This window comes from Microbacterium sp. T3-8, from assembly GCF_055398145.1.
This window is the reverse complement of record NZ_AP027918.1, coordinates 1,573,613-1,593,722: the sequence shown is the minus strand read 5'-3', so window position 1 is coordinate 1,593,722 and position 20,110 is coordinate 1,573,613. Positions and strand designations below refer to the sequence as shown.

18 protein-coding genes and 1 pseudogene are annotated in these 20,110 nt (G+C 67.9%); 10 read left to right on the top strand and 9 right to left on the bottom strand.

Features of this window, described 5'->3' with window-relative positions:
* The first annotated feature begins 105 nt into the window (after window positions 1-105).
* The 4 genes and pseudogenes from ACZ5Y9_RS07460 to ACZ5Y9_RS07445 all read left to right on the top strand — a co-directional run bounded on the left by ACZ5Y9_RS07460 (window position 106) and on the right by ACZ5Y9_RS07445 (window position 5,831).
* Window positions 106-1,116 carry a rhamnan synthesis F family protein gene (locus tag ACZ5Y9_RS07460; RefSeq protein WP_247622884.1) on the top strand — a complete coding sequence of 337 codons (1,011 nt, stop codon included), beginning with the start codon at window positions 106-108 and terminating at the stop codon, window positions 1,114-1,116.
* A complete protein-coding gene (locus tag ACZ5Y9_RS07455; RefSeq protein ID WP_464472674.1) occupies window positions 1,109-4,213 on the top strand; it encodes a glycosyltransferase in 3,105 nt (1,034 codons plus the stop codon). Before ACZ5Y9_RS07460 ends, ACZ5Y9_RS07455 begins: the two co-directional genes overlap by 8 nt.
* A 173-nt stretch (window positions 4,214-4,386) precedes the next feature.
* Window positions 4,387-4,872, top strand: a pseudogene (locus ACZ5Y9_RS07450) (ArnT family glycosyltransferase); the annotation flags it as partial.
* Window positions 4,873-5,597: 725 nt separating this feature from the next.
* Window positions 5,598-5,831: a hypothetical protein gene (locus tag ACZ5Y9_RS07445; RefSeq protein WP_464472673.1), complete on the top strand. Its 234-nt coding sequence runs from the start codon at window positions 5,598-5,600 to the stop codon at window positions 5,829-5,831.
* Between the two features lie 25 nt (window positions 5,832-5,856).
* Here the strand turns inward: ACZ5Y9_RS07445 and ACZ5Y9_RS07440 are convergent, their stop codons facing one another.
* The 3 genes from ACZ5Y9_RS07440 to glf are packed head-to-tail and all read right to left on the bottom strand — an operon-like array spanning window position 5,857 to window position 8,550.
* Window positions 5,857-6,591 (bottom strand): ABC transporter ATP-binding protein, encoded by a 735-nt coding sequence (locus tag ACZ5Y9_RS07440; protein WP_247622887.1) that lies wholly within the window; start codon window positions 6,589-6,591, stop codon window positions 5,857-5,859.
* Window positions 6,591-7,382, bottom strand: a complete 792-nt coding sequence (locus ACZ5Y9_RS07435) for an ABC transporter permease (RefSeq protein ID WP_247622888.1) — start codon at window positions 7,380-7,382, stop codon at window positions 6,591-6,593. Before ACZ5Y9_RS07435 ends, ACZ5Y9_RS07440 begins: the two co-directional genes overlap by 1 nt.
* Before the next feature lie 31 nt (window positions 7,383-7,413).
* On the bottom strand, window positions 7,414-8,550 hold the full coding sequence (gene glf, locus ACZ5Y9_RS07430; protein ID WP_464472672.1) for a UDP-galactopyranose mutase: 1,137 nt from the start codon (window positions 8,548-8,550) through the stop codon (window positions 7,414-7,416).
* Window positions 8,551-8,746: 196 nt separating this feature from the next.
* Between glf and ACZ5Y9_RS07425 the strand changes: the two genes are divergently transcribed.
* From ACZ5Y9_RS07425 to ACZ5Y9_RS07405, 5 genes are read left to right on the top strand one after another with little or no spacing between them, the layout of a single operon-like run.
* Entirely contained in the window at window positions 8,747-9,268 is a 522-nt protein-coding gene (locus ACZ5Y9_RS07425; protein WP_247622890.1) for a GtrA family protein, read from the top strand.
* Window positions 9,265-10,095 carry a glycosyltransferase family 2 protein gene (locus ACZ5Y9_RS07420; RefSeq protein WP_464472671.1) on the top strand — a complete coding sequence of 277 codons (831 nt, stop codon included), beginning with the start codon at window positions 9,265-9,267 and terminating at the stop codon, window positions 10,093-10,095. The genes ACZ5Y9_RS07425 and ACZ5Y9_RS07420 overlap by 4 nt, the downstream gene beginning before the upstream one ends.
* Window positions 10,092-11,114: a glycosyltransferase gene (locus tag ACZ5Y9_RS07415; RefSeq protein WP_247622892.1), complete on the top strand. Its 1,023-nt coding sequence runs from the start codon at window positions 10,092-10,094 to the stop codon at window positions 11,112-11,114. The genes ACZ5Y9_RS07420 and ACZ5Y9_RS07415 overlap by 4 nt, the downstream gene beginning before the upstream one ends.
* The gene (locus tag ACZ5Y9_RS07410; RefSeq protein ID WP_464472670.1) at window positions 11,041-12,018 is read left to right on the top strand and encodes an NAD-dependent epimerase/dehydratase family protein; all 978 of its coding nucleotides are present in this window, start codon (window positions 11,041-11,043) and stop codon (window positions 12,016-12,018) included. The genes ACZ5Y9_RS07415 and ACZ5Y9_RS07410 overlap by 74 nt, the downstream gene beginning before the upstream one ends.
* 38 nt (window positions 12,019-12,056) lie before the next feature.
* The gene (locus ACZ5Y9_RS07405) at window positions 12,057-12,944 is read left to right on the top strand and encodes a glycosyltransferase family 2 protein (RefSeq protein WP_464472669.1); all 888 of its coding nucleotides are present in this window, start codon (window positions 12,057-12,059) and stop codon (window positions 12,942-12,944) included.
* On the opposite strand, the gene ACZ5Y9_RS07400 is transcribed toward ACZ5Y9_RS07405, so the two are convergent.
* Genes ACZ5Y9_RS07400 through ACZ5Y9_RS07390 form a run of 3 tightly spaced genes read right to left on the bottom strand, consistent with a single transcriptional unit; the run spans window position 12,945 to window position 15,852 of the window.
* Window positions 12,945-13,679: a glycosyltransferase gene (locus tag ACZ5Y9_RS07400; protein WP_464472668.1), complete on the bottom strand. Its 735-nt coding sequence runs from the start codon at window positions 13,677-13,679 to the stop codon at window positions 12,945-12,947.
* Complete coding sequence (locus tag ACZ5Y9_RS07395) at window positions 13,676-14,905, bottom strand: lipopolysaccharide biosynthesis protein (RefSeq protein ID WP_336640632.1); 1,230 nt, start codon at window positions 14,903-14,905, stop codon at window positions 13,676-13,678. The genes ACZ5Y9_RS07400 and ACZ5Y9_RS07395 overlap by 4 nt, the downstream gene beginning before the upstream one ends.
* Window positions 14,902-15,852 (bottom strand): glycosyltransferase, encoded by a 951-nt coding sequence (locus ACZ5Y9_RS07390; RefSeq protein WP_464472667.1) that lies wholly within the window; start codon window positions 15,850-15,852, stop codon window positions 14,902-14,904. Before ACZ5Y9_RS07390 ends, ACZ5Y9_RS07395 begins: the two co-directional genes overlap by 4 nt.
* Window positions 15,853-15,954: 102 nt before the next feature.
* Between ACZ5Y9_RS07390 and ACZ5Y9_RS07385 the strand changes: the two genes are divergently transcribed.
* Window positions 15,955-16,971, top strand: a complete 1,017-nt coding sequence (locus tag ACZ5Y9_RS07385) for a glycosyltransferase (protein ID WP_464472666.1) — start codon at window positions 15,955-15,957, stop codon at window positions 16,969-16,971.
* Between the two features lie 7 nt (window positions 16,972-16,978).
* Here ACZ5Y9_RS07385 and ACZ5Y9_RS07380 read toward each other — a convergent pair whose 3' ends face one another.
* From ACZ5Y9_RS07380 to ACZ5Y9_RS07370, 3 genes are read right to left on the bottom strand one after another with little or no spacing between them, the layout of a single operon-like run.
* Entirely contained in the window at window positions 16,979-17,368 is a 390-nt protein-coding gene (locus tag ACZ5Y9_RS07380; RefSeq protein ID WP_247632526.1) for a DUF2304 domain-containing protein, read from the bottom strand.
* Window positions 17,365-18,105, bottom strand: a complete 741-nt coding sequence (locus ACZ5Y9_RS07375) for a glycosyltransferase family 2 protein (protein WP_464472665.1) — start codon at window positions 18,103-18,105, stop codon at window positions 17,365-17,367. The genes ACZ5Y9_RS07380 and ACZ5Y9_RS07375 overlap by 4 nt, the downstream gene beginning before the upstream one ends.
* 19 nt (window positions 18,106-18,124) lie before the next feature.
* Complete coding sequence (locus tag ACZ5Y9_RS07370) at window positions 18,125-20,062, bottom strand: DUF6541 family protein (RefSeq protein WP_464472664.1); 1,938 nt, start codon at window positions 20,060-20,062, stop codon at window positions 18,125-18,127.
* Window positions 20,063-20,110 lie beyond the last annotated feature (48 nt).

The window sequence follows — 20,110 nt, the reverse complement described above, 5'->3', positions numbered from 1 at the left end:
GAGAAGCGACCAGTAAACTGCACTTTTGCGCATGAAGCGCCCCACGCGCTTCGATCGGACGAAGGATACGGACATGTCTGAGCGGAAGACCACCGGAGAGGACGCATGACGAAACGGCTCGCGCTCGTCGCACACTACGACCCCCGTGGCGAGGCGGCCCCGCACGTCCTCCGCCAGCTCGACGAACTCGGATCCCAGTTCGACGAGGTCGTGCTCGCGACGACCGTCGATCTCTCCCCAGCGGCCGCATCGGCGATCTCGTCGCGAGCGACGCTGATCCGCCGAGCCAACTACGGCCACGACTTCGGTTCGTGGCGGGACTGCCTCGAACGCTACGACTGGGCGCAGTCCTACGACGAGGTCCTCCTGACGAACGACTCCTATGTCGGATTCTTCCGCCCGCTGGGCGAGATCATGCAGACGATGAGCGCGAGACCGGTCGAGTTGTGGGGAATGACACGGACGAATCGCGTCGCTCCCCATGTGCAGAGCTACTTCCTGCACTTCACCCAGCCGGCGCTCCGCTCGCAGGCGTTCCGTCGCTTCTGGGTGGATGCGAAGCCTGCACCCGATCGTATGAGTGCCATTCTCCAGCAGGAGGTCGGTATCAGTCGCGCCATGACAGATGCCGGATTCGCGATCGGCTCCTACTTCGAACCGACGACCGCAGAGCGTCTCCGCGCCAATCGGCGCGGGGCCCACTGGCTGCATCGTCGCCAGCAGGTGTTCCACGCACGATTCGACCGCGCGCGCGACGGGTACTTCGACAGCAGGCGGCGACGAGATCCTCGGCAGGCGGACAACCTCAATTGGTCGAGCGCCTTCGCCGACTCCACACTGGACCGTGGTCGCCTTCCGATCATCAAGATCGACGTTCTGCGCAACGACCCCTACTGGCTCGACTCGCGATCCCTGCTCGCCGATCTCGAGAAGAAGTACCCCGTCCAGATGGAGGGAGTCTCCGAGTTCTTGCGCGGGACACGCAGCTCCTACGGAAACCGCCCGTTCGAGAACCACGCTCCTGCCCGGCTGACACCGCTCCAGAAAGTCACGGTCGGCTACCGCCCGCCTCACATCAAGGAATCGAAGGGGACGCAACATGTCTTCGATGCGTGATCTCTCACGCCTGGCACGGCGCGTGCCCGTCGTCCGAACGGCTCTGGAAGCGAGCGACCCGCGCCGTCGAACAGAGCGTCTGATCCGGCTGGGCATCATCGACACCGCGCTGTATGCCGCCCAGCTCGGGGTCTCCGAGATCGACGAGAACGCGGCCGCGGCGCACTACGTCGCGCTGGGTCACGATCTCGGGTACACGCTCAATGTCCTGATCGACCCGTTCGTCGCGGAGCGAGATCTGCCCCGGACCGGTCGCCCATCGATCTACGACTACTTCAACGGCACGTCCTGGCAGACGAAGACGAGTGACGTGTGGAGCTCGGTCGACTACGCGACGCAGCACCCCGACTCCCTGTCGCATCCCGCCGGCCCCATCGGCCATCTCTGGGACCGGGTGCGGGAAGACCCGGCGACGACTCTGACGGTGAACGTGGATGGTGGGCGCACGACGACGTGGGCTGAGATCTATCCCGTGCTCTTCGCCGCGACGACGGAGTGGGCGACGATCCAGCGCAGACGGGAGGCGCGCGGGATGCGCCCACGTCTGCCGCATCCCGAATCGCTCGCCGCTGCGGCCGGCGTCACGCGCGGTGCGCGAGTCAGCATCATCATGCCCGTCTGGAATCGAGGAGGCGGTCTCCGGCGCGCCGTCGAGTCCGTGCTCGCGCAGGCCTGGGAAGACTGGGAGCTCCTGATCGTCGATGACGGTTCGTGGGACGACACTCTCGCCGTCGCTGAGCTTCTCGTCGAACGGGACGACCGCATTCATCTGATCAGACGGGATCACAGCGGCGTCTGCGCAGCTCGCAACGCGGGGATCGCCGAAGCGACCGGTGAGTACATCGCGTTCCTGGACAGCGATAACACCTGGCTCCCCACGTTCCTCCGAGACATGGTGACGAGCATGACCGGCGACGGCCTCAAGGCGGCGTACGCCAGTATCGAGGTCGATGACGGTGAGAGCATCCGTTACCGCTACGGCGACCAGGACCGCGAGAGCCTGCTGCTCGGCAACTCGATCGATCTGAACACGCTCATCGTGCGGCGTGACCTCGTGGAGAGCGTGGGAGCCTTCGATCTGAGCCTCCGCCGCGCTGTCGATTACGACCTGATCCTGAAGATCGCCGAGGTCTCCACCATCGTGCATGTGCCGACCTTGGGTGCGCGTTACGACAACTCGGACGAGTCCACCGATCGGATCTCGACCAGCGAGGCGCGCGGATGGAACACCGCTGTGCGGATGCGCCATGCCGTTTCGGAGCCTTCGAACCTCTCAACCGAAGCCACGGTCGTCGCGCTCATCCAGGCCCAGGACCCGACACTCGGCGCGAAACTCGAAGCGCTCTCCGAGCTCTGCGCCGTCGAGAGGGAGATCGTGATCGTCGGCGTCGGGATGAAGCCCGACGAATGGCGACGTGTGCGCGCATTCACTCATTTCCATCCGGAGGTCGCCGCACGGATCCATCAGGATGGAGAGGCGTTCGCGTACGTCGTGAACCTCGAGCTCCGAAGGAGTCGAAGCTCGGTTCTCGCCGTCATCGACCCGAGGTCCGTGTTCGATGTCTCCTCCGTGACGGCACTCATCGAGGAAGTGCACTCCGCTCGATCCGATGCCGCGATACCGGTCACGCTCTCCACCGATGGCACCGTGGAGAGCGCGGGGACCGCATTCATCGGTCGGCAGAGGCGACCGGCCCCCCTCCTCGTGAATCACCCGGCCGAGGACATCCACCGTCTGGAGGGACGAGTCGCGATCGACGGCCTCTCGGGCCGCACGTTCGCGATGGATCGAGCGACGTTGCAAGACATCGGTGGGCTCGACCCGCTGCTGTTCAACGAGCACGAGCTCGCCGGACTCAGCGGCTCCCTCGCTGAGAAGAAGCTCGCCGTGCGCACTGACATCATCTTCACCCAGGTGACCAGCGCTCGGGCATTCACCGCGACAGACCCCGGCGGCACCGCGGCGACGCTGAGGGCGAAACAGTCACCGCTAGCCGACGCCGGTGCGGACTCCGTCTATGGACCGTTGGGAATGCGCGTCATGCACTGGCGTCAGACCGACGAGAACCTGAGCGAGGACTTCCCTCGCACGGATCCAGCGGAGTCGATGAAGCTCCAGCCCATCGTCACGCGCGATCGCAGGGATGTCTCGATCGGCGGACGCACTCTGCCGCGCCTGCGTTGGGCGATCAAGACCGCTTCTCCGGCAGGTCCTGCCGGAGAGACCTGGGGCGATACCCATTTCGGCAGATCCCTCGCCGCAGCGCTCGAGTCGCTCGGCCAAGAGGCATCCGTCGATGCCCGCGAGGCACAACGCCGCGAGACCGACTATCTCGACGACGTCGTGATCCATCTTCGCGGCCTCGACGAGTTCGTTCCGTCCGCTTCAGCGCTGTCATATCTTTGGGTCATCAGCCATCCCGATATGGTGACCAGGGCCGAGGCACAGCGCTTCGATCGGATCTTCGCCGCCTCCCTCAGCTGGTCGGCCCAACAGTCCGAGCGTTGGGGGCTTCCCGTCGAGGCTCTCCTGCAGTGCACGGATCCCGAGCGATTCCACCCCGGTGATGCGGAGACCCCCTCCCCGACGCGCGGCCCGCTCTTCGTCGGCAACAGCCGGGGTATCCCGCGTCCGACCGTCATGGAGTCGGTACGCGCAGGACTCCCTCTCGAGCTCTATGGTGGCGATTGGGAACGCTTCGTGCCTGCGGCCGCCATCAGCGGCGAGCGCGTGGACAACACCGAGCTCGGCCATCTCTACTCGTCGGCCTCGGTCGTGCTCAACGATCATTGGGCCGACATGCAGCGCGAAGGATTCATCTCGAATCGTCTGTTCGACGTCGTCGCGGCTGGCGGTCGCGCATTCAGCGACAACGTGCCCGGCATCGACCAGATCTTCGACGGCGCCGTGCAGACCTACGACACCGTCTCCGAGATCGTCCCCTTCCTCGAGAGCGACCTCGACGAGCGCTTCCCCGACGCCGATGCTCTCGCCGGTGTCAGCCGGCGTATCCGTGAGGAGCACTCCTTCGCGGCGCGCGCACGCATCCTCCTCGATCACGCGATCGCCGATCTCGCCGCACAGGGTCGACGGTGAGCGCAGTCGACGCGCCACTGACGCGCCGTCGCCTGCGCCGCCCGGACCTCGTCGGGTGGGCGTTGCTCTCCATCGTGGTCGTCGGGGCGATCGTCCGCTTCGGCGGCATCGGGTGGGGACTCCCCCTCCAGCTCCACGCGGACGAATGGGTGGTCGTCGAGGGTGCCATCGATATGGCCCAGCGGAACTCCTTCGCCCCTCCGTTCTTCTTCCGTCCCGATCACCTCGAGACGCAGCTGAGCTACATCATCTACCAGGCGTGGTCGTACCTCTTCGGTGGCGGATCACCCGAAGCGCTCTTCGCGGTCGACCAGGCCCCCTTCTACGCCCTCGCCCGGGCGACGACGGCGACGCTCGGCACGGCATCCATCGTCGTCGCCTACTTCATCGGCAGCTCGTACGCCCGCACGGCAGGACTGTGGTCGGCCTTCGCCATCGCGTTCTTCCCCCCGCTCGTCGAGCACTCCCGGTATGCGACGCCCGATGTCCCCCTCGTCTTCGCCGTACTCCTGACGATCCTCGGCGCCGTGCGGTACATCCAGCGCGAGAGTTGGCCGTGGCTCGTCCTGGCATCCGCCGGGGTGGCGATCGGCATCACCGCGAAGTATCCGGCCGTCGCCGCCACCTCGACGATCGCGGTCGCGGTGATCGTCGCCTCGATCCGGTCGCGACAGTACTGGCGTATCCCGGTCCGCGGGGCTGCGGCGATCGTCATGGTCCTCGGGTTCACCTTTGCGCTCTCGCCGACGCTCTTCATCAACTTCTCCGAGGTCCGCGCCCAGCTGTTCCAGCAGAACTCTACGGGGCATCTCGGGGCCGATGGTCTGGACTGGTCGGGGAACGCGCTCTTCTACGCGTCCTCATTCCTGAGCAGCGGCGGCATCATCGTCGTGCTCTTCGCGGCGGCAGGGCTCATCGCCGCCGTCGTCGGGCGGCGATGGGACATGACTCCCCTCCTCACCGGAGTGGTGTTCTGGGTGGCCATCTCCGTGCTCACCCTGCACTGGGACCGCTGGGGCCTGCCGATGTTCATCACGCCGCTCCTCCTCGCGGCGGTGGGTCTCGATGCCGCGTGGCGCTGGTCGTCCCTGCGTGGCCGCACACCGAGGGTCGTCGTCGGCGTTCTCGCGGCGGTATCCGGGCTCTCGCTCCTCCTGGCATCCTTCGCTCAGCTCGCGGTCGCGCTGGCGCCCGACACGCGAGAGACGGCGGCCGCCGGCCTCGCTGCTCGGGGAATCGAAGCCGACGACACCTTCTACGACGGCTACACCCCTTCAACACCGACGGTCCCCGCAACCTCGCTGCAGAGCTCGCGATCGTCGACGGAGTCGTCGGTCCGCGCGAGGGGATCGACCCTCTGCCTTATATCCTCACGTCCTCCTCGATGGTCGACCGTTACCTCCTGGCCGAGAACAAGCCCGAGGAACAGGCCGTGTACGCGGCGATCCAGCAGCTCCCGATCGACACGGAGTGGGACAGCGTCGGCATCGTCCCCGCGTCGCCGTGGGAGCCCGTGCGCATCTGGAAGAGCATCGACTTCCTCGCGCAGATCGCCGGCGGGGCGAACGGCGGGCCTCAGCTCATCCTGCACCGCACGCCGGGGACGCCGTCGGAGTGAGTCGGCACTCGGATCGGGTGCCCGATCAGGCCGGGGCGCTGTCGGAGTTGTACCGGTCGAGCACGTCGCCGATCGGCCCGTCGAGCACGAGCGCTCCCTTGTCGAGATAGAGACCGCGCTCGCAGAACCGACGCAGATCTCGCTCGTTGTGGCTCACGAAGAAGAGCGTGCGACCCTCGGCGAGCAGCTCGTCGATGCGGCGATAGCACTTCTCGCGGAAGGCCTTGTCCCCCACCGCGAGCACCTCGTCGACGAGAAGGATCGGCTCTTCGAGCTGCGAGACGACGGAGAAGGCGAGACGCACCTTCATGCCGTTCGACAGATGCTTGTAGGGGGTGTCGAGGAAGTCCTGCAGCTCGGCGAACGCGATGATGCCGTCGAACCGACGGGAGATCTCCGCGCGGCTCATCCCGTGCAATCCCGCGGTGAGACGCACGTTCTCGCGCACCGTGAGATCGCCGACGAACCCGCCGGTGAGCTCGATCAATGGGGCGACGCCCTGGTGCACGTCAACGCGCCCCTCGTCGGGCAGAAGCACCCCGGCGACGAGCTTCAGCAGGGTCGACTTGCCCTGACCGTTACGGCCGACGACGCCGATGGATTCACCGGGCTGCACCATGAACGAGACGTTCCGGAGGGCCCAGAACTCGCCGGGACGCTTGCCGCGGCCCTTGCCTCCGAAGAGATCCTTGAAACTCCGGCGCCCCCGCCGATTGCGACGGAAGCGGACACCCAGATCGACGACCTCGATCGCGCTCATCACAGCTCCTTCAGGACAGCGGGCTCGAGGCGCCGGAAGACGAGGATGCCGAGAACCAGAATGAGGGCGCTCACCAGCACCGCGCCCAGGATCTCGGTAGGGTTCCACTGATCGGGGAAGAACGCGACCCGGTAGAGGCTGAAGATGCCGAACAGCGGGTTGGCCGCCGCGAACTCGCCGAAAGCCCCCGGGAGGTCGGAGCCGGCGTAGATGATCGGTGAGGCGTAGAACAGCACGCGCAGGATCAGGCGGGTGGTGCGCTCGAGGTCGGCGTACAGCGCGCACAGCGGAGCCACCAGGAGTCCGAGGCCCACCAGCAGAACCGCCTGCAGGAGCACCGCGACAGGGAACCACAGCAGCTGCCACGACACCGTCGCACCCGCGAAGATCGCGAAGGCCGCGAGCACGGGCAGCGAGCAGAGGAACTCGATGCCCTTGCTCAGCACGATCCGGTTGACCCAGATCGATCGCGGGATCGCGGTGGAGCGCACGAGCTTGGAGTCACGGCTGAAGGCGCGGGTGAAGTCGGTCACCGCCGAGTTGAACCACACCCACGGCAGGAGCGCCGAGATGAGGAAGACGATGTACGGCTGCTCGCCGACCGTGCGCGAGAAGACCTGGGTGAAGACGAACCAGTAGATCAGGCTCATCAGAAGCGGGTCGAGCACCGACCACAGATATCCCAGCCAGCTCGTGGCGTAGCGCACGCGGAGATCGCGGGCCGACAGGAGCCAGAGGGAGTGCAGGTAGCGCCGCGCCGAACCCGGCGCGCCGATCGAGGTCTCGCTCATCCCGGTGTGAGGAACATCGTCCGGTCGCCGATCAGGCGAGCGTGTTGTTCCACATCGACAGCGCCGAGCCGATGGCCATGTGCATGTCGAGGTACTGGTAGGTGCCGAGGCGTCCGCCGAAGTGCACGTCCTTCTCCCCCGCCATCAGCTCGCGGTAGGCGAGGAGGCGCTCACGGTCGGTCGCGGTGTTCACCGGGTAGTAGGGCTCGTCGTCGCGACCCGCGAACCGCGAGAACTCGCGCATGATGACCGTGCGGTCCTTCGGGTACCGATCCGCGCGCTCGGGGTGGAAATGGCGGAACTCGTGGATACGGGTGAAGGGCACGTCGGCGTCCGGGTAGTTCATGACGCTGGTGCCCTGGAAGTCGCCGATGTCGAGGACCTCTTCCTCGAGGTCGATGGTCCGCCAGCTCAGCTCGCCCTCGGTGTAGTCGAAGTAGCGATCGACGGGACCGGTGTAGACGATGGGTACCTGCCCGACGACCGCCGCCTTGTTGAGGGGCTGCGCCTCGTCGAAGAAATCGGTCGAGAGACGCACGTCGATGTTGGGGTGATCGGCCATGCGTTCGAGCCAGGCGGTGTACCCGTCGGTCGGCAGCCCTTCCCAGGTGTCGTTGAAGTATCGGTTGTCGTACGTGTACCGCACCGGGAGGCGGCTGATGATCGAGGCCGGGAGGTCCTTGGCCTCGGTCTGCCACTGCTTGGCGGTGTAGTCGCGGATGAAGGCCTCGAACAACGGGCGTCCGATGAGGCCGATGCCCCGCTCCTCGAGGTTGGTCGCCGACGCCGGGTCGAACTCGCCCGCCTGCTCCTGGATGAGCGCCCGCGCCTCGGCGGGGCTGTACGCAGCCTGGAAGAACTGGTTGATCGTGCCGAGGTTGATCGGCAGCGGGTAGACCACGCCCTTGTGAGCGGAGTACACCCGGTGGACGTAGTTCGTGAAGGTGGTGAAGCGATTGACGTACTCCCACACCGTCGCGTTCGACGTGTGGAAGAGGTGCGCCCCGTAGCGGTGGACCTCGATCCCTGTGGTGGCCTCGGCCTCGCTGTACGCGTTGCCACCGATGTGGTGGCGTCGTTCGAGGATGGTCACCTTGCGTCCGGCCGCGGCTACCCGCTCGGCGATGGTGAGCCCGAAGAGACCGGAGCCGACGATGAGGAGGTCCATGGATACTTCTTTCCTGTCTGGATCCCCGTCGAGGGACCCGTCGCGACCGGACCCGTCGGTGGGCGGCCGTTAGCGTACCCATGCTACCTGCGACGACGCCGCTGCCCGCTCAGGGTCGACGGGGCGCCATGCGGTAGTCTCGATGGGCACCGGCAGGGCGGTGGTGAGCGAAAGCGCAGGTCAGGTGGGCGAGCCGATGAGCACTGGTCGAAACGACAGCGAATCGAGCGTCACAGCCTCCGGCACCACTGAGGGAGAGCCGACCACCGACGAGGATCGCTCGGTCGCCGGGATGCGCGGGCCGGACGGCCCCCTCCTTCGTCTGTTCCGGGATCGTCGCATCGCCTTCCTCTTCGTCGGCGGTATCAACACCGTCGTGGGATTCGGGTGGTTCGCTCTCTTCGACATCACCGTCGGCCAGCTCTGGGGCTACATGGTGACGCTGCTGTTCGCCCACGTCGCCAGCGTCCTGTGCGCCTTCGTCCTCTACCGCCGCCTCGTCTTCCGGGTCCGCGGTCACGTCTGGACCGATCTGATGCGGTTCGAGCTGGTGTACCTGACCTCGCTCGGCATCAATGCCGTGCTCCTGCCGCTCCTCGTGGAGTTCGCACATCTCGAACCGATCGTCGCCCAGGCGCTCATCGTCTTCGTCACGACGATGGTGAGCTATTTCGGGCACAGCCTCTTCTCGTTCCGACGCAAGGAGCCCACCGCGTGACGACGCCCACCCTCAGCGTGGTGATCCCCGCCTACAACAACGCCGGCACCCTCGCGGAGACCATCGACTCGGTGCTCGATCAAGAGGGCATCGACTTCGAGCTGATCGTCGCAGACCACTCGTCCACCGACGGCTCCGACGCGGTGCTCGACCGCTACCGCGACGACCCGCGCGTCACGATCCTCACCACCGCGAGCGGCGGCGGGGCCGAGCGCAACTGGAATCGGGTGACGGCGGAAGCCCAGGGGGACTACATCAAGCTCGTCTGCGGCGACGACGTGCTGCGGCCGGGCGTCCTCGCCCGGCAGGTGGAGTTGCTCCGGACGAGCGGAGCCGTGCTCACCGCTTGCCGGCGCGACGTGACGGATGCCGAGGGCACGGTGTTGATGCCCGATTGGGGCCTCCGCGGCCTCGACGGACCGATGGATGGTGCACGCGCCGCAGCGAAGGCGGTGCGGGCGGGGTCGAATCTGTTCGGCGAGCCGGCATCCGTGACGATGCGGCGCGATGCGCTCGAGCGGGCTGGTGGATGGGACGCCACTTTCCCGTACCTGATCGATCAGGCGACCTACTCGCGCGTCCTCCTCGACGGAACGTTCGTCCCCGACACCGAGACCGGAGCGACATTCCGTCTCTCCGACTCCCAGTGGAGCGCCGTGCTGATCGCATCGCAGGCCGACCAGGCCCGCCGGTTCCACCGCTGGTTCCGCGCGGAGCATCCGTCCGTCGTCTCGGCCTGGGACCTGCGGATCGGCAACATCCGCGCGAGCGTGATGGCCCGGCTGCGACGACTCTCCTACACCGTTATCAGATGGAGGAACCGATGAGCGATCCCTACATCCATCGCATCAGCATCGTCACTCCCGTCTACCAGGGCGAGCGCACGCTCGACGCTCTGGTCGAGAGCATCGAGCCCTGGACGCACGAGTTCACGACGCCGGCGGGCCATCGCGCGGTCGTCACCGAGGTCATCCTCAGCTACGACCGCGGCCCCGACGACTCCGGGGCGGTCATCCGTCGGCTCGCGGCATCGAAGCCCTGGATCCGACCGGTCTGGCTCAGCCGCAACTACGGTCAGCACGCGGCGACCCTCGCCGGCATCGCGAGCTCGGGCGGCGACTGGATCGTGACACTCGACGAAGACGGCCAGCACGATCCCGTCTTCATCGGCAGCATGATCGACACGGCGCTGCGCGAGCAGGCGGATCTGGTGTACGCCGCGCCGAGCAATCGTCCACCCCACGGATTCGTGCGGAACACGGCCTCGAAGAGCTCGAAGAAGCTGCTCGAGTCGTTCCTGGGCGGCGGTCGCGCCTCGCAGTTCAACAGCTACCGGCTGATCCTCGGCGAGATCGCGCGCAGTGTCGCCGCCTATGCCGGCACGGGTGTCTACCTCGATGTGGCGCTCAGCTGGGTATCGGCGCGCACGGTGACATCGCCCGTGCTGCTCCGCGAGGAGGGCGACCGGGATTCCGGCTACTCGTACCGCCGTCTCTTCGCGCACTTCTGGCGAATGGTGCTGACGTCCGGCACGCGAGGCCTCCGTTTCGTCACCGGAGTCGGTGCGCTGTTCTTCATCGGTGGGATCCTCTTCGCGCTCTATCTGGTGATCATGCGGGCTTTCGCGGTCGACATCCCGGCGGGCTGGACATCACAGATGGTCCTCACCGCGGTCGGGATCGGGGCCATCCTGATGGCTCTCGGAATCGTGGCCGAATATCTGGGCGTCGCCGTCAGCTCCGCCCTCGGCCGCCCGACGTATCTCATCGTGCGTGATCCGCTCTCCGGTCCGTTGGGGCACCGCGAGCCTGTGTCGAAGGACCCGGGTGGCGAGCGCGGCGCGTAGGTGGATCATCGGGCGCGGGCTCCTCGGCGAGGCGGTCGCGCGCGCCCGGTCGGACACCCCGTTCTCCGTACCCGTCGATTGGAGGGACGCAGAGCGCGCGAAACAGACGCTGTCCTCCGCCGTGAGCGACTTCCTCGCCCCCTCGGGCGTCCACGAGATCTACTGGTGCGCCGGGAAGGGAGTGACGTCGACACCCCGCGAACGCCTGCAGGAGGAGGTCGAGGTCTTCGAGTCCTTCCTCACCGCACTCGGGCGAGCCTGCGCGGCGTCGGATGCCGTGGTGGTGCTGTTCCTCAGCTCGTCGGTGGGCGGCGCCTATGGCGGCGCGACCGGAGGCCCCTTCACCGAGAGCAGCCCGACAGCGCCGGCATCCGCTTACGGTGAAGCCAAGCTCGACATGGAGCGGCTCGCGAGCGCATACGGCGAGGCCCACGGCTGGCGCACGGTGATCGGACGCCTCACCAACCTCTACGGTCCGGGGCAGGACCTCTCGAAGGGCCAGGGGCTGATCTCGACCCTGGTCAACAGCGCGATCACCCTGCAGCCGGCGACGATCTACGTCTCGCTCGACACGCTGCGCGACTACATCTACGAGGACGACGCCGCAGACGTGATCAGCGCTTCCGCAGCCCGAGCGCGCGTGCTGGGCGCCGGTGACACCGTGACCAAGATCATCGGCACCGGCCGAGCGGTGTCGGTCGGGGCGATCATCGGCGAGCTGCGGAGGCTCAGACGTCGCTCCGGTTTCTCGCTCGTCGGGCAGGGCGCCGCGGTCGGACAGGCCCTGGATCTGCGCGTGAGGTCGGAGGTCTGGCCCGACCTCGACGGCCTCATCGGCACGAACCTCCCGGAAGGTCTCGACCGCGTGATGCGCGCGCGTCTGGACCTCCTCACGCGCGGCTGAGCCGGCGACGGCGGGGCACTTCGTATGCTGGAAGCACGATGACCATCGATATCATGCTGCCCTTCTGGGGCGACCCCCTGCTCCTGCGGCAGACGGTCGAATCCGTGCTCGGGCAGACCGATCCCGAGTGGCGGCTGACGGTGATCGACGACGCGTATCCCGATCCCTCCGTGGCCGAGTACTTCGCGCAGCTGGACGACCCGCGCGTCCGGTACGTGCGCAACGACGTGAACGTCGGGATCATCGAGAACTTCCGCGCCAGCGTGAGGCTCGCGACGGCTGATCACCTCGTGGTGCTGGGCAGCGACGATCTGCTCCTACCGGGCTACGTCGCCGCCCTGCGCGACGCCGTGCGACGGCATCCGGACGCCGCCGTCTTCCAACCTGGCGTGCGGGTCATCGACGAGAACGGCGCACCATCGCTGCCTCTCGTCGATCGCGTGAAGCAGCGGATGCTCCGCCCCGACACGCGAACGGGCGACGCCGTGCTGTCGAACGAGCGGCTCGCGACCAGCCTCACGCGCGGGAACTGGCTGTACTGGCCCTCGCTGCTCTTCCGCACCGAGGCGATCCGGGCTCACGAGTTCCGCGACGACCTGCCCATCGTGCTCGACCTCGCGATCCTGCTCGACATCGCGTTCGCGGGCGGATCGCTCGCCGTGATCGACGACGAGGTGTTCGCCTACCGCCGTCATACCGAGAGCGCCTCGCAGAAGGCGATCCTCGACGGATCCCGCTTCACCGACGACCGTCAGTTCTTCCTCGAGACCGCGCGACGAGCGGATGCGCGCGGATGGCGATCGACGGCCCGCGCGGCCCGAGCCCGTCTGTTCGCGCGGCTCCACGCTCTCACGACGGTGCCGACGGTGCTCCGTCGTGGCGATGCCGCCGGACGCCGCGCCCTCTGGCGGCACATCCTCCGCTGATCAGCGGCGGCGGGCGCTCCCCCACGCGCGCAGCAGCATCACGCGTGCGCGGAGCACCGCTCCGATGCCGCGCGGACGGGACGGAGAGGCGTTCGCGTCGTGGATGCGTCGCCGGATCGTCGCCGTCTCGATGTGCGCCATGGTGCGGTGGGCGTTGCCGAAGAGCGCGATCCAGAGGTCGTGGCTCTCGTCGAGGTAGTCCGGAAACGGAAGGATCCGATCTACGACGTCGCGGCGGATCGCCATCGCGCATCCGTAGTACGGCGCCATGCCCGCGAAGATCCGCAGCGCGTTACGGGTACCCTGCCGGGACCACGCGGCGCGCAGCCGCCACGGGCGACGGGTGAGTGGGTTCGGCAGCGGTTCGTCCGAACCGAGCAGCACCAGGTTGGATGCCGCGACGGCGGAGTCCTCGAGCGCGGCCACGAACAGCGCACGACGGCCCGGGATCCAGACGTCGTCCTGATCGGAGAGCATCAGGATGTCTCCGGTCGCCCGTCCCAGAGCCTCTTCGAACGTCTTGACGTACCCGCGGTTCTCCTGGCGTGCGTGCACGCGGATGCGCGGATCGTCGAAAGCCTCCAGCGCGGCGACGGTTCCGTCCTTCGAGGCGTCGTCGACGACGACGAGCTCGTCCTGGGGTTCGAGTTCCCGCAGGATCGACTCGATCTGCGGGCCGAGGAACCGCTCACCGTTGTACGTCGCCATGCAGACGCTCACACGCATCGCGCTCATGACGCCACCTCCGTGACCGGCTTGCGCAGCTCCCGCCGCAGGACGAGAACCTGATAGCCGCCGACGCAGAGCTCGGACACCGCCACGGCCCAGGCCACGAGCGGCACGGATCCGGCTGCGGCGAAGAGGAGGATCAGGGGCGCTCCGACGATCGCGCCGATGAGGGTCGACACGGCGAGCGCGCGCACGCGTCCGACGACGACCAGGCACGCATAGCCGACGATGGCGGCCGTGGCGATCCCCACGAAGGCGACGCCGAGGGGCAGCGACACCTGCCACGGCACGCTGATCTTCCCCACCGAGAGAAGCGTGGAGACCCAGGGGCTCAGCACCGCGATGCACGTGCCGCCGACGACGCCGATGAGCATGGCGGCGACGGTCGCGATCCGGGCACGGCGACGGAAGTCGGCTTCGGGGTCGGGCACCCAGCTCTGGAAGTACTGCTGGATGGGGAGCAGAGCGACCGACGCGTACTTGAAGAGGCGGTCGGCAAAGGCGTACATCGGCTGGAGCCCGGGGAGGAACGCCTGCACGGCCACCATCGGCAGGGTGACGTACAGACCGCTGACGAGCGTCGCCGACACGGCATGCCGTTGCCCGCTCAGCGCGGTGCGCAGGGGAACCGGAGTGTGCGCGGCTCCGGACGACCCACGCAGCACGACGACGGCGTCGAGCACGACAGCACCGATGAAGCCGAGGCCCTGCGCGACGAGGTAGACCCAGAGCTCCCCCGTGACGACGGCGCCGATCACGCCCGCGATGCCTCCCGCGACGGTCGGGAGCGTGTCGCAGAGCAACAGGCGCATCGGCTTCCCCTCGCCCGTGAAGTACCAGATCGCACCGAGCTGCGGAAGCAAGTAGACCGCGGCTCCGAGCACCGAGATCAGCACGTCTCCACGCGTGAGGAGAGCCAGGATCACGGCGATGACCGGCAGCACGAGCACGTAGAGCAACGCGCGGGCGCGCAGCGACGTGCGATAGAAGGCCTGGCGTTGCCCGATGGGGATGCCGGCGACGGTCGCCGCCCCCGTCGCTCCCCACCCGAAAGCGACGAGGATGCCGCCGAACTGCGAGACGGTCTGGACGAGTGCGAGTTTCCCCCAGGTCGTGTCCCCGAGTGAAGCGGTCAGGAGCGGGATCGAGACGATCCCGATCAGCGTCACGACGCCGACGGAGATCGTGAACCCGCTGAGACGGCCGACCGCAGTCCGGATGGGCCCGCTCACTTCTCCCCCTCCGCGACCACGGGGGCGTCCCACCGGATCTCGGCCGCGATCGGCATCAGCGCGTCCGGCATCCGCCCCATCCGACCGCGCACGGCGGCGACGAGAGCGGCCCGGTACACACGCGCCAGCGCGCGGCGCGGCCTCGCGACCCACCAGGCGTTCGCGAAGTGGATGCCGTCGAGCAGCGTTTCCCGGATGATCTGCCCCGGTGCGGAGAGGAAGTACTCGCGGTTGAGGATCAGGCGGTTCCGCACGCGGTAGAAGTAACGGAATGGCGTGCTCAGGCTGAATTCCGCGGGGACCCCCGGGAGCACGACCGTGCGGCCGAGCAACTCGCGCCGATACCGGGTGCCGAGCGTATGCTCCATCCGCACCCCTCCCGCGGCGAGTACCCGCCAACCGCGGGCGCGGATCCGCAGGCCGAACTCCATATCGACGAGGTCGATGAAGAAGTCCTCCCGCAGGGGTCCCACCTCGGCGATCACGGCCGCGGGGATGAGCATCCCCGACTGGATGACGTTCGCGGCGTCACCGAAGGTCGCCTCAGGCCCCGTCTGCTGACGCACGCCGGCGAAGTACTCCGGCACGACGAGGCCGACGTGGATACCGGCACGGGTCGCGACGTCATGGGCGGAGACGAGGTTCCGGACGAACCCCTCCGCCACCCGGGAATCCTGGTCGAAGGTGATCACGAAGGCGGCACCGGCGTCGAGCGCGCGTGCGATCCCGTCATTGAGCGCCGCCGCGATCCCGTCGTTGTCGGGCCTGCGGACGACGATCGCCCCCGCGCTCTCGAGCCTGTCGAGTACCGCCTCGGCGATGGGCCCCGAGCCGTCGTCGACGACGATCACTCCCTCGACCTGTTCGGCGACGGAGGAGACGGCGTCCAGAGCGGCGTCACCGGGACGGAACGTCGAGAACACCGCCCACACGGGGGAAGCACTCATCCGAGACGCACCGGACGACGGACGGAGAAGGGAATCACGAGCATGGCGCATTTAGACTAGCTTCATTCGCTGTTCAATCCCCGCAGACTCGGAAGGCCGCCTGTGTCGACACATCCCTTCGGCACGATCGTGCTCGCCGCCTACTCCCCCGACCCGGAGCTCTTCCGCCGGCAGCTGACCTCCCTGCAGGAGCAGACGGTCCGCGAGTGGGAGTGCGTGATCTCGGTCGACGGCGATCCCGAGCCGATCGCCGCGCTGGTAGCGGAGATCACCGAGGGAGACGCCCGATTCCGCATCGTCGGCGACGGCACACGGCTCGGTTTCTACCTGAACTTCGAACGCGGCCTCCTCGCCGTCGACGAGCGGAGCGAGTGGATCGCCCTCTGCGACCAGGACGACCGCTGGGACGCGGACAAGATCGAGAAGCTCCTCCCGCACCTCGACGAGGTCTCTCTCGTCTCGGCCCAGGCGCGGCTCGTCTCGTACCCCTCCGAAGTGGAGACGGGCCGTACGACGCGTCACGATCACGGCGCGATCTTCACGATCCTCTCCAACGAGTTCACCGGCTCGCTCTGCGTGTTCCACCCCGAAGTGTTGCCGACCGCACTGCCGTTCCCCCGAGCTTCGACTCGGGCGGCCGCGCACGATCACTGGCTCGCCGTCGTCGCGTCGGCGCACCGGGGCACCCGCATCATCGACGACGTCGTCCAGGACTACGTCCAGCACGATGCGAACGTGTTCGGCGACCCGAGCAGGCTGGGCAGCGGAAGCATCCGCAGTTCCATCACCAACGTGCTCGCGCAGTCCCAGCGCTTCGAGGGTTCACGCAGCCCGCGGTCGATCTTCCGGATGACGTTCTGGGCCTACGTGGGCTGGCGCCAACTGATGGTCGACACCCTCGCCGCGCGTCGCACCGACGCCGCGACCGATTCCCGTCAGGAGCTGGCCTTCGGTCGCTCCCGCAGGCTGCGCACCGCGCTGTCGCTGCTCCGTGCGGGACGCGCACGGGAGATCGTCCCCGAGCGCTTCACCTGGGAGTACCGGGCGAGCTGGATCGGCGGAGCACTCAGCGGTGGCCGACGCGCCGTCACCCGAGCGGTCACCGCGCCTCGGCGCTGACGCCCCGTCAGGAGGGTTCGCCGTCCGACCCCGTCCGGGGAGCCTCGAGCTTCGCGAGCCGGCCCTCGACGCTCTCCAGCTGCGTGCGGAGAATGGCGGCTTCCTCCGCGAGTCGCCGCGTCTCCTCCTCGACCTGGCTGAGCTCCCACGAGAGGTGCAGGGCGACGCCGAGGAGCAGGAGGATCGCGGTCGCGAAGAGCAGGTTCGAGGGGACCTGCACACCGAGCAACGCCGTGAGCCCGCCCAGCAGGCCGGGGAACAACCCGACGATGAGCACCGAGACAGCGATCACCAGCCAGAGGACCGCGTACTTCTCGCGCAGTTTGCGCGTGAGGAGCATCCACAGCACGATCACGAGGATCAGGACGGCGAGAGCGATCCCGACGAAGACGATCATGCGCGTTCCTCCTGCCGCCGTGAGCCCGTACGTCGCATCGCGGCGAGCAGCAGCGCGAACACCGACCTCAGCAGGTAGACGGTGGAACCGAGCGGTCCCTGGCTGGGATTGCCATGCGCACGCGGGCGCATCGCGACGCCGACCTGCGTGACCGTCAGCCCGGCGTGCAGCGCGGCGACGAGTGAGTCGAGGGTGTCACCGAGATACTCGGCCGGGTAATAGTGCACGTATTGGGCGATCGCGCGGGTGTTCGCCGCGCGGAAACCGCTCGTCACATCGGTCAACCGCGTCTTGGCGATGCGCGAGACCACCGAGGCGAGGAAGACCATGGCCCAGCGCCGGGGGCCGCGCACCGAGTAGTCGCCGACGTCGGAGAAGCGCGCGCCGATCGAGATGTCGGCGTGCTCCAGGCCGGCGAGCACCCGATCGATGTCGACGGGGTCGTGCTGCCCATCGGCATCCACCTGGATCGCGGCTCCGTAGCCCTCGCGCGCCGCATAGGTGAACCCGGTGCGCATCGCACCGCCCACGCCCAGGTTGAAGGGCAGGGAGAGCACGGCCGCGCCGGCGGCTCGGGCCACCTCAGCCGTGTCATCGGCCGACCCGTCGTCGATCACGACGACGTCGTACCGCGACGAGGCCGCCCGGATCTCGCGCACGGTGTCGCCGACACTGCGCTCCTCGTTCCACGCGGGGACGAGGACCAGGACGCGATCGATGCGCGTGGTGTCGCTCATGAGGGAAGTCTCTCCGTGTTCAGCCGAGACCGCAGGCGGTCACTTCGTACAGTCTGGCATCGCCCTGGCTGTCGACCAGGCGCACCGCTCCCGATTCCTCGAGATCCTCGAGGCCTGCGAGCGGATGCGATCCGCCGTGCACCTCCCGATCCCCGAAATCGAGGACGAACCGGACGTCGAGCGCCTCGGCCGCATCGCACACGGCGGGCATCGACTCGGCGTCGGCGAGGTGGTCGTTGATGGTCGACGCATCGTCGGAGACGTCCACCAGGATGTGCGGCATGAGCACTTGGCGCCCACCGATCGCGTATGCGAGTGCGGTGCCCGTGTACGGGTTGCCGGCGACCACGGAGCCTGCGGGGACGTGCTCGGGGAGGCGTTCGAGCAGGGCCATCTCGTCCGAGCTGACGAGGGAAGAACCCTCGTCCAGCACGAAGCGGATCTGCGCCTGCGCGACAGCGGCCGGGATGGCGGGAAGCGGCAGGACCACGAAGCCGATCGCGGCGGCGACGACGCCGGCGATCACGCGCAGGAGATGTCCGTCGGGGTGGGCCCGCGACCAGAGCCGCCCGATCGCCTCGACCGTGCGCGCGATCCCCAGGGTCGCGAGCGGGACCAGCGCGATCCCGAACACCGCGGCCAGACGCGGCCAGTTGTTGTACCAGCTCCCCGTCAGCGCATCCCGGATGGGACCGATGGGCAGTGAGATGACGACGATGAAAAGGATCGCGCCGATCGCCCAGAGAGCCGCACCGACCACGAGCGCCTCACTGCGCTCCTTCAGAACCCAGAAGAGGCCGAGGAGCACGGCGATCGCGACACCGATCGCGATCGTGCCGTAGAACATCGACACCTGGGCGACTTCGAGCGCCGCCTGTCCGGGAGTGAGGGCCGTCGGCCACCCGCGGGTCGGGAGCGGCGGGCGCAGCACCATGAGCAGGAGAACACCGACGCCGAAGTAAGCGAGGACGCCGGCGGCGAGTGCCGCGCGAACCCGACCGGATCGATGCGCCCGCCACAGGCGCACCACGAAGACGAGAACGATCGGCACCGAGAACGCGAGCCAGGCGACGAATCCGCCCGGGTGCGCGAGGGCGACGCCGGGGATCGCGCCGAGCGCGACGAAACCCCACCAGCCCGGCGCGAGGTCCTTCGCCGATGTTCCGATTCCGAAGGCGGATGCCGTCGCCGCCACCGTAACGGGGACCACGGCGAGAGCGAGCTGGAACGGGTAAAGGACGCCGTAGTCCATCGGCAGGATCGGGAACATCGGGATGGCGCAGCTCACGATCGCAGCGGTGACGGTGACGGTCGCCGACTTCCCCATGAGCGTCCGCGCCAGGAGCATGGCGCTCACCGGCCAGATGACCGCGGCGATCACGAGCGTCTGCGCGTTCACGACCGCGGGGATGCCGACCCCGCTCAGCTGCGCCACGATGGCCGCGGTCGCGTGCCAGGCCGACGGATAGAACGGAACTCCGCCGTTCGGGCTCGTCATCTGCCCGAGTTCGAGGGGCGAGGCGGCACCGGTGTCCATGATGTAGCGAATGGCGTTGAGGTGGAACACGTTGTCGAAGGTCTGCGAGATCGCCGACGGCTGACCGATCACGGCGAAGATCTGCAGTCCGATGACCACCGCTGCGGCGACAGCGGCGCCGATGGTCCACCACCTCGACGTCGACGGCGAGGAGGTCACACCACGCCGTCCGCGGCGGCGCACGAGGTGGATCCCCACGCCGATCACCGCAGCCAGGACGAGGCACGGCACGATCGACCAGCCGATCCCGGCGAAGCCGGCGAGCAGACTCGCACCCCCCACCACGGTCATGGCGAACGCCGGTGCGGCGGCCACGGCCCAGAGCCCGCGCAGTCCGATCAGCCAGGCCAACGTTCCGCCCAAAACGGCGTACAGCGCGAGAAGCACAGCGGCAGGCCAGAGCAGTTCGAGCATTTCCATGTGTTCCAGACCCTCTCACCGACAACCGACCCAGGATATCCCGGCGGG

Excerpts from the sequence above, each read along its gene's own strand:
- ACZ5Y9_RS07460 (WP_247622884.1), top strand. The coding sequence starts at position 106 with ATGACGAAACGGCTCGCGCTCGTCGCACACTACGACCCCCGTGGCGAG.
- ACZ5Y9_RS07455 (WP_464472674.1), top strand. The coding sequence starts at position 1,109 with ATGCGTGATCTCTCACGCCTGGCACGGCGCGTGCCCGTCGTCCGAACG.
- ACZ5Y9_RS07445 (WP_464472673.1), top strand. The coding sequence starts at position 5,598 with ATGGTCGACCGTTACCTCCTGGCCGAGAACAAGCCCGAGGAACAGGCC.
- ACZ5Y9_RS07440 (WP_247622887.1), bottom strand. The coding sequence starts at position 6,591 with ATGAGCGCGATCGAGGTCGTCGATCTGGGTGTCCGCTTCCGTCGCAAT.
- ACZ5Y9_RS07435 (WP_247622888.1), bottom strand. The coding sequence starts at position 7,382 with ATGAGCGAGACCTCGATCGGCGCGCCGGGTTCGGCGCGGCGCTACCTG.
- glf (WP_464472672.1), bottom strand. The coding sequence starts at position 8,550 with ATGGACCTCCTCATCGTCGGCTCCGGTCTCTTCGGGCTCACCATCGCC.
- ACZ5Y9_RS07425 (WP_247622890.1), top strand. The coding sequence starts at position 8,747 with ATGAGCACTGGTCGAAACGACAGCGAATCGAGCGTCACAGCCTCCGGC.
- ACZ5Y9_RS07415 (WP_247622892.1), top strand. The coding sequence starts at position 10,092 with ATGAGCGATCCCTACATCCATCGCATCAGCATCGTCACTCCCGTCTAC.
- ACZ5Y9_RS07405 (WP_464472669.1), top strand. The coding sequence starts at position 12,057 with ATGACCATCGATATCATGCTGCCCTTCTGGGGCGACCCCCTGCTCCTG.
- ACZ5Y9_RS07400 (WP_464472668.1), bottom strand. The coding sequence starts at position 13,679 with ATGAGCGCGATGCGTGTGAGCGTCTGCATGGCGACGTACAACGGTGAG.
- ACZ5Y9_RS07390 (WP_464472667.1), bottom strand. The coding sequence starts at position 15,852 with ATGAGTGCTTCCCCCGTGTGGGCGGTGTTCTCGACGTTCCGTCCCGGT.
- ACZ5Y9_RS07380 (WP_247632526.1), bottom strand. The coding sequence starts at position 17,368 with ATGATCGTCTTCGTCGGGATCGCTCTCGCCGTCCTGATCCTCGTGATC.
- ACZ5Y9_RS07375 (WP_464472665.1), bottom strand. The coding sequence starts at position 18,105 with ATGAGCGACACCACGCGCATCGATCGCGTCCTGGTCCTCGTCCCCGCG.
- ACZ5Y9_RS07370 (WP_464472664.1), bottom strand. The coding sequence starts at position 20,062 with ATGGAAATGCTCGAACTGCTCTGGCCTGCCGCTGTGCTTCTCGCGCTG.